Raw genomic sequence first — 16,797 nt, 5'->3', positions numbered from 1 at the left:
ATCAAAGCGAGATAACAAGGCCAAGCAATATGGTGAGCACACATATCTGCTGTGCTGCGCCCAGCGTATCGCCGGTTTGTCCGCCAATCCTGGCAACGCAGAGCCTTGCAAAGCCAAAAAGCACCACACCGCTGATAACCAGTGCTTTGATAAAGCCGGAAACGCCGACGGAAGCAACGACAGTCACCAATAATAATACCAGACCAATCAAGCAGGCGCAGACAAGTGTTTCCCAGTTTGGTCGCCCCAGATTGTCGGCAAGGCCTCCGGGACGGGCAGAGGGAAGGCCGTGCCAAAGTGTGAGCATTGCAGCACGACTTGCAGCTTCCGCACCAATTAAGGCCAGCGCCGCAGAACACGCACCCGCGCGATCGATGATTGCAGCCAGCAGCGCGACCTTGATACCCGTCGAGATAATGAGAGCAAGTGCTGCAAACGTGCCAATGCGGGAATCTTTCATAATTGCCAAGCGCCGCTCTGGCGTGGATGCGCCAAAAAATCCGTCGGCAGTGTCTCCGAGACCATCTTCATGCAGTGCGCCGGTCATGGCGGCGAGTATACCGACTGCGATAAAACCCGAAACAATTGATGGCAGGGTGAGATAATCGGATATGAGCAGCCCTATGCCAGCCAGAACTCCAAGAACAGCACCGGCAAGTGGAAAAGCGCGCGCACTTGTTTTTAGCGAATCGCTTCCATCTTCAAACCAGCCATCGGGCAGCGGCAAGCGGCTCAGAAACCCGAGAGACCGAATTGTGTCGCTTAACAAGCTTTTCTTGTGCAACTGCTTGCTCCCGAAAGGAATAATTGCAGCCATTGAGGCATGGCGCAAAGAGGTGATTTGAAAAATTGCGTAAGTGCTTATAGGACGAGCACAACGATATTGCATCCTCCATTGATTGATTGGACCAGACGATATGAGCGCCAGTGGCCTTCCTTTTGACGATTTCCGAGAACTTATCCGCAATCTTCCGGGACCTGATCTTGATGCGGAAGCGGCTGTACGTGCGCGAGAAGTGACATTGACCAAGCCAGCAGGTTCGCTCGGACAGCTTGAAGAGATCGTCGCATGGCTTGCAGCATGGACCGGCAAGTCAACGCCGCAAATCAACCGGCCGCTGGTTGCTGTTTTTGCAGGCAATCATGGTGTGACGGAAAAGAATATCACGCCTTTTCCATCAAGCGTGACCGCGCAGATGGTTGAGAATTTCGCCGCCGGTGGCGCTGCAATCAATCAGATATGCATTGCTTATGATCTGGGCCTTAAGGTTTTCGATCTGGCGCTGGAACATCCCACTGCTGACATCACCGAAGAGGCAGCCATGGACGAGCGCACCTGCGCGGCCACCATGGCGTTCGGTATGGAAGGCATTGCGGGCGGCACCGATCTTCTGTGCATCGGCGAAATGGGAATCGGAAACACGACCATTGCCGCAGCCATTGCGCTGGCGCTGTTTGGTGGCGAAGCTGAAGACTGGGTTGGTCCGGGCACAGGATCAACAGGCGAGCTTCTTGAGCGCAAGCTTGCCGCCGTGCGTAAAGCGGTCGCACTGCACGAGGCCCATATAAAAGATCCGCTGGAAGTGCTGCGCCGTCTGGGTGGCCGTGAACTTGCGGCTATGGCCGGTGCAATCCTTGCGGCGCGCATGGAGAAAATTCCGGTCATCGTCGATGGTTTTGTGGCAAGTGCTGCTGCAGCAGTCCTTTATGCGGCCAACCCTGTTGCCTTGGATCATTGCCTTTTCGGCCACGTATCTGCAGAGCCGGGCCACCGCCTGCTTCTCGAAAAAATGGGCAAAAAGCCGCTGCTCGATCTTGGCATGAGGTTGGGAGAGGGTACAGGTGCCGCATTGGCAGCCGGCATTGTAAAGGCCGCAGCGCTTTGCCATAGCGGCATGGCAACGTTTGAACAGGCAGGCGTTACCGCTGGTAAATAATACAAAAAAGCAACGGTGCTTGGCATGCAGCACCGTTGCTTTTTGTTTGATTTTCAATCGCTTAATTGCTCTCTTTATCCAGAAGCATGTAATCAAGCGGCAATTCGGTTGTGTACTTGATCTGCTCCATTGCAAAAGACGAAGACACATCGCGAATTTCGATCTTGCTGATCAGCCGTTTGTAGAAAGCGTCATAGGCCGCAATATCCGGCACTGCCACACGCAGCAGATAATCGACATCACCGCTCATGCGATAGAACTCGATGACCTCCGGAAACTCCTGAACCACTTCCGAGAAGCGCTTGAGCCATTCATTGCTGTGCGAGCTGGTGCGAACGGAAACAAACACGGTGACCCGCGTATTGACCCGTATCGGGTCAAGAATGGCGACGCGGCGTTTGATAACGCCATCTTCCTCAAGTTTTTGAATACGGCGCCAGCAAGGGGTCGTGGATAGGCCAACCTTCTTTGCGACATCAGCGACTGCCAGTGTTGCGTCTTCCTGCAATAAGCGCAGTATTTTTCTGTCTAGCCTGTCCATGCGTTTTTTATCCCGGTATTAGAAATTGTTTCCCGAACTGTCCGTGTAGGTAAAACTAATTACCTTATCGATTGTATTTGTCTAAACTTACAGGAAAGATATTCTATTGAGAATGCGGGTTATAAAAATTATTTTCCGGGATGAATGAGTTTGCGTATTTTTTGCTGAAGTACTGGTACGACATCGGTATCAAACCATGGATTGCGCTTGAGCCAGCCGCTGTTGCGCCATGAAGGATGTGGCAGTGGAAGTACGGTGCGCCCGGCAGCATTTGGCGTTTCCATAAAGTTGCTCCAGTTCTCCACGGTTTCGGTCAGGCTGGTTTTTCTCCATTCGGGCAAATGATAGGCAAGCGCGTATTGTCCGACAACGAGAATGAATTCGAGCTGCGGCATCGCAGCAAAAACGCGATCATGCCACGTCTGCCGACATTCGCGACGCGGCGGAAGATCGCCGCCATGCTTGTCATAGCCGGGAAAACAGAAGCCCATAGGCACGATTGCAAAAAGCGCAGGATCATAAAACTCCTCGCGCGTTGTGCCCAGCCATTGACGCAGGCGATCACCGGACGGATCATTGAAGGGCAGGGACGTGTTATGCACGCGAATGCCCGGAGCCTGCCCGCAGATCGCAATGCGCGCGGTATCCGAGATGGTGCAGACCGGATTGGGCTCGTGTGGCAAAGGCGGCAGAAACAGAGGCGTGTCGCGGCAAATCCGGCAGTTTTTTATGGAATGGCTGAGTTGTTGCAACTGGTCCATGCAGACCATTCTACTCCCCTGGATCAGATGTTTAAAAAGCGGAAGATGATCTTCCTTATATAGTCAATCAATCCGCGTGTTCCATCAAACGCTGGCACATCATGGCTGGTTTCCGCTCCCGCATGTGGCTTTTGATGCGCCTTGCGCCATTGATCAGGCATTTCAAAACGACCAGCCCATATTCCGCGTTTGTGGCGCCGGGCTTCGGCTTCTTCAGTTCTGTAGTCGCCATAAGAAATAGCCCAGCCTTGTTCCACCATCCACTGGTTGAGATTGGCCTCACCGCGATAGCATCGGCCAAGAGTACGCCCAAATTTATCGAAGCCATGTTTCTCGCACCGAATCGCTGCTCCATCGGTTTTTGTGCGCAGCGCATTACGGGCGTCTCTGCCGCAAAGGTAGTCATGACCAGCAATCTGACAGCTTTGCTCCATCTCCGGTGCATCGATGCCCAGAAGGCGAATATGAGCCTTATTGAGAACGAGTGTATCGCCATCAATCACATAGACGCTGCCCGAGAGCGATTCCTGTGGCTGACGGTTGGCCGGAAGATATACAATGATTGCAATAAGCGTAAAAAAGATGAGCAAAGTTAAGAGGATACTGCGTATAGCGCGCCCTCTCACTGGCTTCCTTCGCGGGTAGGGTCGCCTGTAGCTGCGCCATTTGCCGGTCATTTTTGATGCCCCCGTCTCGTGCGGGATCATAACCCAAGTCCAGCGCCGGGCGAAATCGATCTAAATTTGCTCAAACAAAACATCGCAATTTATTGGGGATGAGAAGAGTCCGTTTGTGTTGATTCAGCAACAGTCTTTACTATTGCTTTAGGTTAGAAAGCAGGAAGGTGCTTTCTGCCCATTTCCCGCCACAAAGGCGCGTCACCGCTAAGGAAAGGCGAAAGTGAATAACGACTTCGGAAAGCTTTGGTTTCATCAGGACAGGAAGAAATGAGGAAAGACGCATTGTTTAACAACGATCCGTTTTCGGGCAGCGAAAAGACTGCACGGTCTTCCTATCTTTTTTTTGGTAAAGTTCGAGCTTTTTTCGGTCAAGATCAGGTCGCACTGTTGACGAAAAGACAGTGCAATTTGTCACTTATGTTTTCCACGTCCAACCATTGTGAAAGACCCGCGTTGTGATGCGTATTCGCAGTTTTTCATATCCCCTTATTGCCGCGGCACTTGGACTGGCGATTGCCTGTAACAGCGCACTGGCTTTTGACCTGAACGATGACTCTGAAAAGTCGCGGAGCCCGTTCGAACTCTTCAAGTTCGGTTTCTCTGCTTATAAGAGCGGTCACAAGGACGAAGCTATCAAAGCGCTGCGTTATGCTGCTGAACGCGGCCATCAGGGCGCGAAATGGAAGCTTGCGCGGATGTATGCCGATGGCGACGGCGTGGCTGAAAACGACTATGAAGCGTATCAGATTTTCGAAAAAATCGTCCGTGATGGCGCGGAGCCGGGTTCGGAGAACGAACCCTATGTCGCGGATGCGCTTGTTGCGCTTGCAGGCTATGTGAAGCGCGGCATTCCAGGTTCTCCAGTCAATGCCAACCCCAAGTTTGCACGTAATCTCTATGTGCAGGCTGCATCGAATTTCGGTGATCCGGCTGCGCAGTATGAACTGGGCAAGATGCTTCTTGATGGTGAGGGTGGAGAACCCAACCCAATGCAGGCCGCCCGCTGGTTCCAGCTTGCAGCCAAGAAGGGCAATGCAAGTGCGCAGGCAATGCTTGGCAATATGCTGTTTCAGGCTGGCAAGACCGTTCGTGGCCTTGCCCTGCTGACGGCTGCCTTTGAGCGCTGTTCGTCAGAAGATTGCTCGTGGATTCGCGATATGCAGGAGCAGGCTTTCTCGATCGCTGGTGAAGCGGATCGTCGCAATGCAATTGCGTTGTCCAGCAATATGACGGCCAAGGGCGATTTCTGATAAATTTAAATCGGCCTCATGATCAGAGTGCTAATGTAACCGTGACCGGAACATGATCTGACGGCTTTTCCCACGCGCGGACATGTTTTTCGATGTCAGTTGCAACGAAATGGTTCGCCGCTTCTGGCGACAGCATCAGATGATCGATGCGAATGCCGTTGTTTTTCTGCCATGCACCAGCCTGATAGTCCCAGAATGTATAGAGCCCCACATCATCGGTTGCCGCACGCACGGCTTCAGTAAAGCCCAGATTTTCAAGTCTGCGCAAAGCCTGGCGTGATTGCGGCTGAAACAGCGCGTCGCCTAACCATTGTTGCGGGTTTTGGGCGTCATAGGGTTCAGGGATCACGTTATAGTCGCCTGCAAGAATCAGCGGCTCTTCCAGCTCAAGCCTGTTCTTCGCCCAGTTTTCGAGGCGCTCCATCCATGAAAGCTTATAGGAAAATTTTTCCGTATCGATCGGATTGCCGTTGGGTAGATACAGCGACACGACACGAAGAACGCCTTTATCAGTCGAAAAGACGGCTTCGATAAAGCGGGCCTGTTCGTCGCTTTCATCGCCGGGAAGTCCGCGATTGACCTCGTCAGGTGATTTTTTGGAAAGAATGGCAACGCCATTAAAGCCTTTCTGGCCATGCGTCTCGACATGATAGCCAAGCGCTTCAATCTCCAGTCGGGGGAACAGATCGTCCACCGACTTGATCTCCTGAAGACAGGCAATGTCAGGTGATGTTTCCTTCAGCCAATGCTGGAGGTTTTCGATGCGCGCTTTGACGCCGTTAATGTTCCATGTCGCGATTTTCATGATCAAATGATTAGGCGCAAGAGACGGCGAGGGCAAGCGCTGCTCCCTCTCCATCACAGAATTTCGCCTTGGCTCGATAATTATTCAAATGCCATTTGTATTGCTGCTTTCGCGTTCCTATCTCCATAAAACCGTAGCTAAACAGGAGATTTGAATGTTCGACGCCAAAAAGCTTCTTGACCAATTTCTGGGGTCGCAAATACCGGGTACGTCAGGAAGTGTTCGTGACAAGGCAGGGCAGGTCACTGATCTCGCAAAGAAAAACCCCTTGGCTACGGGGGCAATTGCCGCGGCAATTTTGGGCACAAAAACCGGGCGCAAGCTTGCCGGTAATGTAGCGACTGCTGGCGGCATTGCAGCGATCGCCGGTCTTGGCTATCTCGCTTACAAAAATTATAAGTCAGGTCAGCAGCCGCAGGCAGCCGGGCAACCAGTGGCAAAAGAACCGGAATTACTTCCGCCACCGCCAGCCGATTCTCCGTTTCATCCGCAATCTCCCACAATGAGCAATAGTTTTGCACTCACACTCATTCAGGCGATGATTGCAGCCGCGAAGGCTGACGGTCATATCAATGATGCAGAGCGTGCCCGTATTATGGAAAAGGTGCAGATTTCTGGGCTCGACAACGAAGCGGAAGCTTTCTTTGAGAAAGAACTTGCTCAGCCAGTCGATATTGATGCGCTGGTTGCAGCCGCGCAGACCGAAGAACAGAAGGTCGAGCTTTACACCGCTTCCCGCTTGACCATTGATCCCGATAGCCGTGCAGAACGGGGATATCTGGACATGCTTGCCGGGCGCCTTGGTCTGCCGGATGCGCTGGTCGATCACATCGATGCGACAGTTTCATCCGTCAAAGCCTGATAAAGAAAAACCGGCTGCACAGAGCGGCCGGTTTCCCTTTTCAAATTGTAGACCTGATCAGATCGCAAAGCTTGTTCCGCAGCCGCAGGATGCGGTGGCATTCGGATTGCGGATCTGAAACGATTGTCCCATCAGATCATCAACAAAGTCGATTTCCGATCCATCCATGTAAGGCACGGAAATGGAATCGATGAGCACCTTGGCACCAAGCTTTTCAATAACGATGTCATCGTCGGATTGATCATCTACAAGATCATATTTGTACGAGAAGCCGGAGCAGCCGCCGCCTTCGACCGAAACGCGAAGCGCAGTCTTGCCCGGTTCAGAACCGATAATTTTTGCGATCCGCTTGGCTGCGGATTCAGAAACGGTAATATCTGTCATCTGCCTTGTTCCGCTTGCAATTGCACTTGCCCAGTTGGAATTTTCGAAATTCACGACCAACGCATACTTGCCTTCATGTTTAGCTGATAGCTATGAACGCGAGGTGTGGAAGTCAATGTCTACCTGAATTTAGCGTAATCATATTACAGTGAGGAATGCATCGCAATGTCCCCGGAAGGAATTGGGTCACTTGACGGAATAGGCTTCGGTTATCGTGAACGAGCACCCTATGCCAGCAATCCGATTTTGAGCCGTGGACGGCTGGTGCCGGAGCCGGAAAGCGCCACACGAACGCCGTTTCAGCGCGATCGTGACCGAATCATACACTCAACCGCATTTCGCCGTCTCAAGCATAAAACGCAGGTCTTTATCGCGCATGAAGGCGATCATTACCGAACCCGCCTGACCCACACAATTGAAGTGGCGCAGATCGCGCGCGCGCTGGCACGTGCTTTGCGGCTGGATGAAGATCTCGCCGAAGCCGTAGCGCTCGTGCATGATTTTGGCCACACGCCTTTTGGCCATACCGGCGAAGATGCCCTGAATGAGCGCATGAAGCCCCATGGCGGCTTTGATCACAATGCGCAGTCTTTGCGTATCGTGACCAAGCTTGAGCACCGTTATGCGGCTTTTGACGGTTTGAACCTCTCATGGGAAACGCTGGAAGGGCTTGTCAAACACAATGGTCCGCTGATTGGTCCTTTTGCGAGCCATTCGGATGAACCGGTTCCGCTGCCAATTCTTGATTTCAATGCACGCTATGATCTTGAATTGTCGCGCTTTGCGAGCCTTGAAGCACAATGCGCGGCAATCGCCGATGATATAGCCTATAATGCGCATGATATTGACGACGGTCTCCGCTCCGGTTTGCTGACGCTTTCAGGTTTAGACGAGGTGCCCCTGACCAGAAGGCTTCTGGATATCGTCAGAACCCGCTATCCGGGGCTTGATCCGGTACGCACAGGCCATGAGCTTGTGCGTCGGCAAATCACCGTCATGGTTGAGGATGTGATCGCTGAGTCGCAGCGCCGCATCGCAGGCGCCAATCCGCAGACGCTTGAAGATGTGCATGCCCAGCCATGTGCCCTTGTTGGCTTCTCGGAGACGATGCGGGATGAAGAAAAAGCCCTCAAGCGCTTCCTGTTCAAAAATCTGTATTTTCATGAAAGCGTCGTGGTGCGCAGACATGCAGCAGATAAAATCGTACAGGATCTGTTTGATATTTGCTTCAATGATCCATCCATCATGCCTGCCGAGTGGCAATCGGGCTGTGAAACGCTTGATGAGGCGGGCAGGGCACGCCGTATTGCCGACTATCTCGCCGGCATGACTGACAATTATGCCGTGCGCGAACACCGACGATTGTTTGACCATACACCCGATTTAGCTTAATCGGGTCCTCACGAAGTGGGTTGTGGCGCTTAGATGCGTCAAAGTCTCCGCTATTTTTATGACGAGCCAACGCCGGAAACCGCAACAATTGCCGGACGGAAGCCTGACAGGACGAACCATGAATATCTTTGCAGATTTCGACGCACGTATCAAAAAAACGTTGCAAGATATTGATCTGAAAGCGAAAGATGGCGGCGAGCTTGATTTGTCGCGTATCAGCGTTGAACCTCCACGAGATGCGACGCATGGTGATATTGCAACCAATGCGGCCATGGTGCTTTCCAAGGCTGTCGGCCAGAATCCGCGCGAGCTTGCAACTGCAATCGCCGAAGCGCTGAAAGGTGACCCGGACGTTGCGACCGTCGATGTGGCGGGCCCAGGCTTTATCAATCTTCGCCTGAAAGATGTCTATTGGCAGCGCGAATTGGCCGCGATGCTGAATGAAGGGACAGACTTTGGACGTTCGAAGCTCGGCAATGGCACCAAGGTCAATGTCGAATATGTTTCGGCCAACCCCACAGGTCCGATGCATGTTGGCCATTGCCGTGGCGCGGTCGTCGGTGATGTGCTTGCAAATCTGCTTAAATTTGCAGGCTTCGACGTCACCAAGGAATACTACATCAACGATGCGGGCGCGCAGATCGATGTGTTGGCCAATTCTGCAATGCTGCGTTACCGCGAAGCGCTCGGTGAGACGATTGGCGAGATTCCAGCCGGTCTTTATCCGGGTGACTATCTGGTGCCGGTCGGCGAGGCGCTTGCCAAGGAATTTGGCAAGAAACTTCTGGAGATGCCCGAAGAAGAAGCGCTTGTGCTGGTGAAAGAGCGCACGATCAACGCGATGATGGCGATGATCCGTGCCGATCTTGAGGCGCTCAATGTTCATCACGATGTTTTTTATTCGGAACGCAAGCTTCATGCCGATCACGCGCGTATTATTCGCGCCGCCATCAATGATCTGACGTTGAAGGGCCATGTCTATAAGGGCAAACTGCCGCCGCCAAAAGGCCAGCTGCCGGAAGAATGGGAAGATCGCGAACAAACCTTGTTCCGCTCGACGGAAGTCGGCGATGATATTGACCGTCCGCTGATGAAGTCCGACGGCTCCTTCACGTATTTTGCGGCTGACGTTGCTTACTTTAAAGACAAATATGATCGTGGTTTCAATGAGATGATCTATGTGCTGGGCGCAGATCATGGCGGCTATGTCAAGCGTCTCGAAGCCGTTGCTCGCGCTGTTTCCGATGGCAAGGCGAAGCTCACTGTGCTGCTTTGTCAGCTTGTAAAGCTATTCCGCGACGGTGAGCCGGTCCGCATGTCGAAGCGTTCGGGTGAATTCATCACACTGCGCGAGGTGGTGGATGAGGTGGGGCGCGATCCTGTGCGTTTCATGATGCTTTATCGGAAGAACGATGCGCCGCTGGATTTTGATTTTGCGAAGGTGACTGAGCAGTCCAAGGACAACCCGGTCTTTTATGTGCAGTATGCTTCGGCGCGTTGCTATTCGGTTTTCCGGCAGGCCATTGACCAGCTCGGGCTCGCGGATCTGGATCGCGTTTCGCTTGGTGCACATCTTCACAAGCTGACCGATGAGAGCGAAATTGCACTTATCCGCAAGCTTGCAGAATATCCGCGTCTGATCGAATCTGCCGCGACCCATCAGGAGCCGCATCGTCTGGCTTTTTACCTTTATGATCTTGCGAGCGCACTTCATTCGCAATGGAATAAAGGCACGGAAAACTCAGACTTACGTTTTATTAAGGTTAACGATCCAGAATTGTCTCTAGCAAGGCTAGGGTTGGTACAGGTGGTTTCCGATGTGCTGACGTCCGGTTTGACAATAATCGGTGCAGATGCTCCGACGGAAATGCGCTAAGACGGTTTCGTTACCCGCAAGATCAACAAAGGTTTTGTGCGGGGGTGGATAAGTCAAAAAGATGGAAGATCAGCGAATGTACAAGTCGTCGATCTTCCTTCAGGTGCAGAAAACTTCCGTCAACTTTTGCCCACATTGCCTCGCTACAATTTAGTGTATCGAGACGTCTTGTGACGTCCAGGGTTTGAGTTAGGAACACACCATGACGGACAGCAGTGCTAATTCCCGTAATTACGGCGAGCGTCCGCTGCACGAAGACGATCCGCTAATGGAGCTTTCGCGGATCATGGATTTCGGAGCGCCTGCTGATAACAACATTGCGCGAAACAACGACGCGCGCGAGCCGAATTTTGATTCTGCTGATGATGCGCTTTCCTTTGATCTCGAACGCGAGTTGTTGGGGGATTTCGGCGACGTTTCAGAGCCCGAAGAATACGCAATACCATTTTCGCAATCGCCATCTTACGACACGCCTCCCTATCAGAGTGCCGAGCCTCAGCGTGCCGAAGACGATCTCGCATTGGCGCTGGATGAAGAGCTTGATCTTGGTCTCGATGCAAACGAGCAGCTTTCACCTGGCGAATCTTATGAGTTCGTGGAGTCCGTTCGTTCAGACGCCAGCGCGGCTTACGTTTCGCAACATGTGGCGCAGGACGATGTGGATTATCGCCCCGCTGCCGATCAGCAGTCCGAAGCACCTTATGGCGATGCATATTTGAACGAACCGGAATTGAATGCAGCGTTTGGCGATAATTGGGAAATCCCGTCATCCGAACCGTTTGAACGCAGTGCTGCTGGCGAGCCTGTTCATCAGTCTTTGTCGCTTGAGGACGAGCTTGAAAATTTGCTTTTCAGTGACGATCCACGTTCTACCGTCGAAAACCAGTCAACCTATGGGAATCAGCCAGAGCAGGCTGCATCTTTTGCGCCGCGCTATGAAGACAGCGTTGCAGAAGCACCGTCTTATGCAGAGCCTGCCCGATATACAGAGGCTGAGCCTGTTTTCGATAACTCTCAGCTTGAAGACCCGCAAGCCTATGAGCCTGTAGAACAGGCAACAAGCTTCGCGCCTGAATCTTATGATGCACCGCAAAGCACATCGCAGGAACCTGTCTACCCGCATTACACCCTGAGCAATTTCGCACCGGGTGGCGCAACGGCAGGCGTGCTTTCAGCCGAACCTGTTCGCGCAGCTCATGCTGGCTATGAAGATGAGCCAATTGAACTGGCTGATGACTTCTCATTCGACGAAGATTTCTCACTGGAAAGCGAACAAGGTTTCACGTCTGTTGCTGCCGAAGCAACTGAGGATGAACTGTCTGGCCTTGATGACATTTCGTTCAATGAAGATGATTTTGGATTTGAAGCTTCCGGTGATGTTTCGTCACCGCCTGTGGTCGAAGACGAGAATATCTTCACTGAAGAAGATTTTTTCATCGAAGACGATCTCGATTTGGCGCCGGAAATTGCCGACGAGCCTGTTTACGCGCATGCGACCTATAATGAACAGGAACAGACGACAGCGCCTTCCTTTACCAATTATGCCGATCCGCGTTCGGCTTTTGCCGCACCTGCTCCTGAAATCGAAACTTTGAGCGTGGCTGACAGCAAGGTTGAGCAAACCCATTCGCTTGATTTGCCTGACGTGAATTACGGCGAAGAAGATCCAGCCGCTTCACTGACCGATCTTGAAGCCGAGTTCGCCGAAGTGTTCAGCACAATCGATGTTGATGACACTGCGGCAAAAACAGAAGTCCAAAGCGAAGCTGATCGGGCTTTTGAAGATATTTTCCGTGAAAGCGCTTCGTCCTACCTGCCAAATGCCGGCTTAGCGGCAGGGGCCGCCTTGGGTGCCGGAGCAGCGGCGGCGGCTTACGGCCGTTATTCCGCGCCACAGGACACTGTGTCTGAAACAAGCGCAAGCCAGGATGATTTCTATAATCATTGGGCCGCACAGGGCGCGCAGACAATCAAAAGTGAAGATTTGGGCACGCGTGCATCCATGCAGCCTGAAGATGATCTGGGCCGAGCATCTGAAGCTTATCTCAACCGTCCGGTGCGTGGGCGTCGTGGCCTCATTCTTGCAAGTGTTGCCGGCATTGCCGTGCTCATTGGCGGTATTGGCTATCATTTCATTGGTGGCAGCGGATCGGGTGAGCCTGTTGTGATTCGCGCCGATAACCAGCCGATCAAGGTTCAGCCGGAAAATCCGGGCGGTGCGACGGTGCCTAATCAAGATAAGGCCGTTTATGATCGCGTTGCAGGCACATTGCCGAATAGTCCTGAACAGCAGACTTTGATTTCTTCGGGCGAGGAGCCCGTTGATCTCGGCGCGCAGGATAATGATGTTGGCACGAACGATTCTCCAGAGCCAAATCAAAGCGCTGAGGCGCCTGCTAGTTCCGGTCAGGATGCGCCGCTGATCAAGACGCGTGAAGTTCAGACCATGATCGTTCGTCCAGATGGCACGATTGTCCAGCCACAGGAACAAGAACCCGCACCGAAACAGGCTACAGCAACAAATGATTCGTCGCCGATTGCGCCGCCTGCTGAAACGGATGAGATCGCTGCAATTGCAGCAGGCAGCCAGCCACCGCAATCAACGGTGAACACGCCAGCAGCCCAACCGGCACCGACTGTGCAAACACAAGCTGCCCCAGCAGTACGTGCACCCGTTGTGCCGTCCCGTCCGGCTGCACAACCAACGACGATTGTCGGCAATGTTCCTCAGCGCACACCGGCTGCAGCACCTGCTGCGGCGCAGGTCGCGTCTGCCGCGGTCGGGGGCTATTTCATCCAGATCGCCTCACAACCTTCTGCGGAACTCGCACAGAAGTCTTATGCCAATATGGCGCAGCGTTATGGCAGCGTCATCGGTGGTCGTGCAGTGGACATCAAGCGTGCCGACATTCCGAACAAAGGGACGTATTACCGCGTGCGCGTTCAGGCTGGCTCCAAAGAAGAAGCAAATGCACTGTGCGCCCGTTTCAAGAGTGCGGGCGGTAGCTGCTTTGTGACGCAATAAGTGTTGCAAAACATGCTTTTTGAAGAGGGCGGCATTGGCCGCCCTTTTTCATATGCTACCATAGAGTAGTTTTTTGGTCTAAATCTCCCCAGACCCCAAGCGCAAACAGATCGAAGGAATGTTGCATGAAAGAGTGCAAGGCGTGGATCGCCGGTGTGGCGGGAACGAAGCTTACGCCCGACGAGGTGGCCTTTTTCCGCAATGAAAGGCCGTGGGGTTTTATTCTCTTTGCACGCAATGTGGAAAGTCTGGAGCAGGTCGCGGACTTAACTGCGCAATTGCGCGATGTGACAGACCGCCCGCAAACACCGATATTTGTCGATCAGGAAGGTGGCCGCGTCCAGCGCCTTCGACCACCGCTTGTTCCGAATTATCCTGCGGCAGCAGAAATTGGTGCGATTTATGATCGCGATGCCGATGCTGGCCTTCGCGCCGCATGGCTGCATGCGCGCCTTCATGCCTTCGATCTTTTGAAAGTCGGCATCAATGCTGATTGTTTGCCGGTTCTCGATGTTCCGATTGAAGGCGCACATGATGTCATTGGGGCACGGGCCTATTCCAAAAACCCGTATAATGTTGCTGCGATGGGCCGCGCTGCTGCCGAAGGATTGCTGGCTGGCGGTGTCTTGCCGGTCATCAAACATATGCCGGGCCATGGCCGCGCCTTCAGCGATACCCATAAGGAACTGGCGCGCGTGGGGGCGCCGCTTTCCGAATTGGTCGCACATGATTTTGTACCGTTCAAGGCGCTGAATGATCTGCCAATGGCTATGACAGCGCATGTGATCTTCGATTGCATCGATCCAAAGTGGCCATCCACTTTGTCGCCAACGGTGATCAATACGATCATTCGCGATGTCATTCAGTTCGACGGACTGGTCATCAGCGACGACATTTCCATGAAAGCTCTGTCGGGCGATCTGGGCGATATTGCCGAAGGTATTACCAATGCGGGCTGTGACATTGTTCTTTATTGTGCGGGTGTGATGGAAGAGCTGGTGAAAGTTGCAGCGCGCGTGCCGGTGCTTGAAGGCAAATCCCGCAATCGTGCCGACCTCGCAGAGGTTTATGCTGGCGACCCCGATCTTTCGGATGAGGAAGAATTGCGCGAAGAGTTTGGGCAAATGTTCGGCGTGGTCGCTTAAACAATGAAGCTTGGTCGATCAGCCTACGAACAATAGCAGTCAGGAAAAACGGGTGGCTCAATCGGTAACCAACACAAGTGGCAAAGACGGTACCAACGTGCCGATGGATACACTGTGGCAGGGCGAAACCGACCGCGCTGAGAACGAGCCTTCACTGCTGATTGATGTGCAGGGCTTTGAAGGCCCGCTTGACCTGCTGTTGCATCTTGCGCGCAATCAACGAGTTGATCTGTCACGCATTTCCATCTTGGCGCTTGCTGAACAATATCTGCACTTTGTTGAGCAGGCGCAGGCGCTTCAGCTTGAGCTTGCCGCCGATTATCTCGTGATGGCGGCGTGGCTTGCTTATTTGAAATCCAAGTTGCTGATCCCGAAGCAACACGATGACGATGAAGCGACTGGAGAGGAACTGATTGCGTCGCTGCAATTCCGCCTCAAGCGGCTTGAAGCCATGCGGGATGCTGCCGCAAAGCTCGTAAACCGCAATCGTCTGGGCCGCGATGTGTTCGCCCGTGGCATGCCCGAATTGGTCGTGGTTGATCGCTCCAGCCAGTTTTCGGCTTCATTATATGAATTGTTGACAGCCTATGCCTCGCAACGGCAGCGGCAGGCCGTCTCCCATGTCCAGATTGAAAAGCGTACTGTATGGTCTTTAAAGGAAGCGCGGGGTGCGCTCGTGCGTCTGATGGGGGCAAGTGCAGACTGGGTCGCTCTTGATCATTTTCTGATCCATTATGCGCTGACGCCGCAGGAGAGGGCTTCCGCTCTCGCGAGTTCTTTTGCCGCAAGCCTGGAACTGGTGCGTGAAGGCAAACTGGAAGTACGGCAGAATGCACCTTTTGAGCCAATCTATATGCGCGCAGCACATGGATTGCGCGAACTGGATGAGGACGACAATGTCTGAAGCGGAAATCTCAAGGGATGGTGATGACGATAGTCAACATCCGACTGATACTACAGCGCTTGCGGAAAATGCCCGTGTGGTGGAAGCCATAATCTTTGCATCAGCAGAGCCTGTTTCCGAACGGGCTCTTGCGGAGCGCCTGCCTGCCAATGCCGATATTCCCGCGATCGTGTTGCATCTTCAGAAAATCTATGAAGGGCGTGGTGTTCATCTGGTTCAGGTGGGGGCAGCATGGGCTTTTCGCACGGCTCCCGATCTTGGATTTCTTCTGAGCCGGGAGACTGTGCAGCAGCGCAAGCTTTCGCGTGCGGCAATGGAAGTGCTTGCAATTATTGCCTATCATCAGCCGGTAACACGCGCAGAACTTGAAGATATTCGCGGTGTTGAAACCTCCAAGGGCACGCTTGATGTGCTGATGGAAACAGGCTGGATCAAACTCCGTGGTCGTCGCCGGACGCCGGGACGCCCGGTGACTTATGGCACGACCGACGCCTTTCTCGACCAGTTCGGCTTGCCGGAGATTCGGGATTTGCCGGGTTTGGAAGAATTGCGTGGCGCGGGGCTTTTGTCAGCGCGCATACCATCAGGATTTAGTGTTTCCGTTCCCAATATTGACCCGGATGAACTAACCGATGATGAAGAGCCACTCGAAGATATTGATCTTGAAGGGCTGGGATTGCTTGCGCCGCGTGCAGAGTGAAATGCGCGTTTCCCGAAAATGGGAACAGGGCATGCATAAACAAAGATGAAGGCGGTTTGCTTGATTTGAATAAGATACGGCACACTTTCGAAAGTCGAGATTGAGCAAATAAAATCAATCTAACAGCGCTCACCGCCATACTTCCGTTTGAAAGATTTGTTGAAAGCGCTTAAATCATAGTCAGCAATACAGGAATAAGCCGTGATTTCACGGCAATGAGAGGAATAAAATGGGTAGCTTTTCTATCTGGCACTGGCTGATCGTTCTTGCAGTTGTGCTGCTTCTGTTTGGCCGTGGCAAGATTCCTGAACTGATGGGCGACGTTGCCAAGGGTATCAAGAATTTTAAGCAGGGCATGTCTGAAGAAGACGCTGCTAAGGAAGACGCCAAGACCGATACACGTACAATTGATGCCAAGGCGGAAGAAACCGTCAGCGATGTCAAAAAGACGACAAAGTCCTGATCTGTCGTGAAATTGTGCTGTGATTATTCAAATCGCGGCATATTTTCCATAATAATGTGCGGTTTTCCGCCG

At 52.9% G+C, this 16,797-nt stretch carries 16 protein-coding genes; 10 read left to right on the top strand and 6 right to left on the bottom strand.

Going from position 1 to position 16,797, the window contains the following annotated elements; all coding sequences use genetic code 11:
• Window position 1: 1 nt before the first annotated feature.
• Window positions 2-817, bottom strand: coding sequence for an adenosylcobinamide-GDP ribazoletransferase (locus VBH83_RS05385; RefSeq protein WP_396996664.1), 816 nt, complete (start codon window positions 815-817; stop codon window positions 2-4).
• 100 nt (window positions 818-917) lie between these two features.
• Between VBH83_RS05385 and cobT the strand changes: the two genes are divergently transcribed.
• Complete coding sequence (gene cobT / locus VBH83_RS05380) at window positions 918-1,937, top strand: nicotinate-nucleotide--dimethylbenzimidazole phosphoribosyltransferase (RefSeq protein WP_265983612.1); 1,020 nt, start codon at window positions 918-920, stop codon at window positions 1,935-1,937.
• A gap of 61 nt (window positions 1,938-1,998) precedes the next feature.
• On the opposite strand, the gene VBH83_RS05375 is transcribed toward cobT, so the two are convergent.
• From VBH83_RS05375 to VBH83_RS05365, 3 genes are all read right to left on the bottom strand, one after another.
• On the bottom strand, window positions 1,999-2,478 hold the full coding sequence (locus VBH83_RS05375) for an Lrp/AsnC family transcriptional regulator (RefSeq protein ID WP_265983613.1): 480 nt from the start codon (window positions 2,476-2,478) through the stop codon (window positions 1,999-2,001).
• 128 nt (window positions 2,479-2,606) lie between these two features.
• Complete coding sequence (locus VBH83_RS05370; RefSeq protein WP_396996706.1) at window positions 2,607-3,239, bottom strand: uracil-DNA glycosylase family protein; 633 nt, start codon at window positions 3,237-3,239, stop codon at window positions 2,607-2,609.
• 23 nt (window positions 3,240-3,262) lie between these two features.
• A complete protein-coding gene (locus VBH83_RS05365; RefSeq protein ID WP_265983615.1) occupies window positions 3,263-3,916 on the bottom strand; it encodes a thermonuclease family protein in 654 nt (217 codons plus the stop codon).
• A gap of 461 nt (window positions 3,917-4,377) precedes the next feature.
• Between VBH83_RS05365 and VBH83_RS05360 the strand changes: the two genes are divergently transcribed.
• Complete coding sequence (locus VBH83_RS05360) at window positions 4,378-5,169, top strand: tetratricopeptide repeat protein (protein ID WP_265983616.1); 792 nt, start codon at window positions 4,378-4,380, stop codon at window positions 5,167-5,169.
• Window positions 5,170-5,191: 22 nt separating this feature from the next.
• Here the strand turns inward: VBH83_RS05360 and xth are convergent, their stop codons facing one another.
• A complete protein-coding gene (xth, locus tag VBH83_RS05355) occupies window positions 5,192-5,974 on the bottom strand; it encodes an exodeoxyribonuclease III (RefSeq protein ID WP_265983881.1) in 783 nt (260 codons plus the stop codon).
• A 154-nt stretch (window positions 5,975-6,128) separates the two neighbouring features.
• Here xth and VBH83_RS05350 point away from each other — a divergent pair, with 154 nt between their 5' ends.
• Window positions 6,129-6,836 (top strand): tellurite resistance TerB family protein, encoded by a 708-nt coding sequence (locus VBH83_RS05350; protein ID WP_265983617.1) that lies wholly within the window; start codon window positions 6,129-6,131, stop codon window positions 6,834-6,836.
• Window positions 6,837-6,893: 57 nt separating this feature from the next.
• Here VBH83_RS05350 and erpA read toward each other — a convergent pair whose 3' ends face one another.
• Window positions 6,894-7,220 carry an iron-sulfur cluster insertion protein ErpA gene (gene erpA / locus VBH83_RS05345; RefSeq protein WP_007874671.1) on the bottom strand — a complete coding sequence of 109 codons (327 nt, stop codon included), beginning with the start codon at window positions 7,218-7,220 and terminating at the stop codon, window positions 6,894-6,896.
• A gap of 165 nt (window positions 7,221-7,385) precedes the next feature.
• On the opposite strand from erpA, the gene VBH83_RS05340 reads away from it, so the two are divergent.
• The 7 genes from VBH83_RS05340 (at window position 7,386) to VBH83_RS05310 (ending at window position 16,725) form a co-directional block, all read left to right on the top strand.
• Window positions 7,386-8,612 carry a deoxyguanosinetriphosphate triphosphohydrolase gene (locus VBH83_RS05340; RefSeq protein ID WP_396996660.1) on the top strand — a complete coding sequence of 409 codons (1,227 nt, stop codon included), beginning with the start codon at window positions 7,386-7,388 and terminating at the stop codon, window positions 8,610-8,612.
• Between the two features lie 118 nt (window positions 8,613-8,730).
• Window positions 8,731-10,488: an arginine--tRNA ligase gene (gene argS, locus VBH83_RS05335; RefSeq protein ID WP_396996658.1), complete on the top strand. Its 1,758-nt coding sequence runs from the start codon at window positions 8,731-8,733 to the stop codon at window positions 10,486-10,488.
• A gap of 202 nt (window positions 10,489-10,690) precedes the next feature.
• Window positions 10,691-13,513: an SPOR domain-containing protein gene (locus VBH83_RS05330; protein WP_265983621.1), complete on the top strand. Its 2,823-nt coding sequence runs from the start codon at window positions 10,691-10,693 to the stop codon at window positions 13,511-13,513.
• Window positions 13,514-13,638: 125 nt separating this feature from the next.
• On the top strand, window positions 13,639-14,658 hold the full coding sequence (gene nagZ, locus VBH83_RS05325; protein ID WP_265983622.1) for a beta-N-acetylhexosaminidase: 1,020 nt from the start codon (window positions 13,639-13,641) through the stop codon (window positions 14,656-14,658).
• Window positions 14,659-14,761: 103 nt separating this feature from the next.
• A complete protein-coding gene (locus tag VBH83_RS05320) occupies window positions 14,762-15,562 on the top strand; it encodes a segregation and condensation protein A (RefSeq protein ID WP_396996704.1) in 801 nt (266 codons plus the stop codon).
• Window positions 15,555-16,262: an SMC-Scp complex subunit ScpB gene (scpB, locus tag VBH83_RS05315; protein ID WP_265983626.1), complete on the top strand. Its 708-nt coding sequence runs from the start codon at window positions 15,555-15,557 to the stop codon at window positions 16,260-16,262. Before VBH83_RS05320 ends, scpB begins: the two co-directional genes overlap by 8 nt.
• Before the next feature lie 229 nt (window positions 16,263-16,491).
• Entirely contained in the window at window positions 16,492-16,725 is a 234-nt protein-coding gene (locus VBH83_RS05310) for a twin-arginine translocase TatA/TatE family subunit (RefSeq protein WP_265983627.1), read from the top strand.
• The last annotated feature ends 72 nt before the right edge of the window (window positions 16,726-16,797 follow it).

This window comes from Ochrobactrum sp. S1502_03, from assembly GCF_044435015.1.
Taxonomy (GTDB): Bacteria; Pseudomonadota; Alphaproteobacteria; order Rhizobiales; family Rhizobiaceae; genus Brucella; species Brucella chromiisoli.
This window is presented reverse-complemented; position numbering and strand designations above follow the sequence as displayed.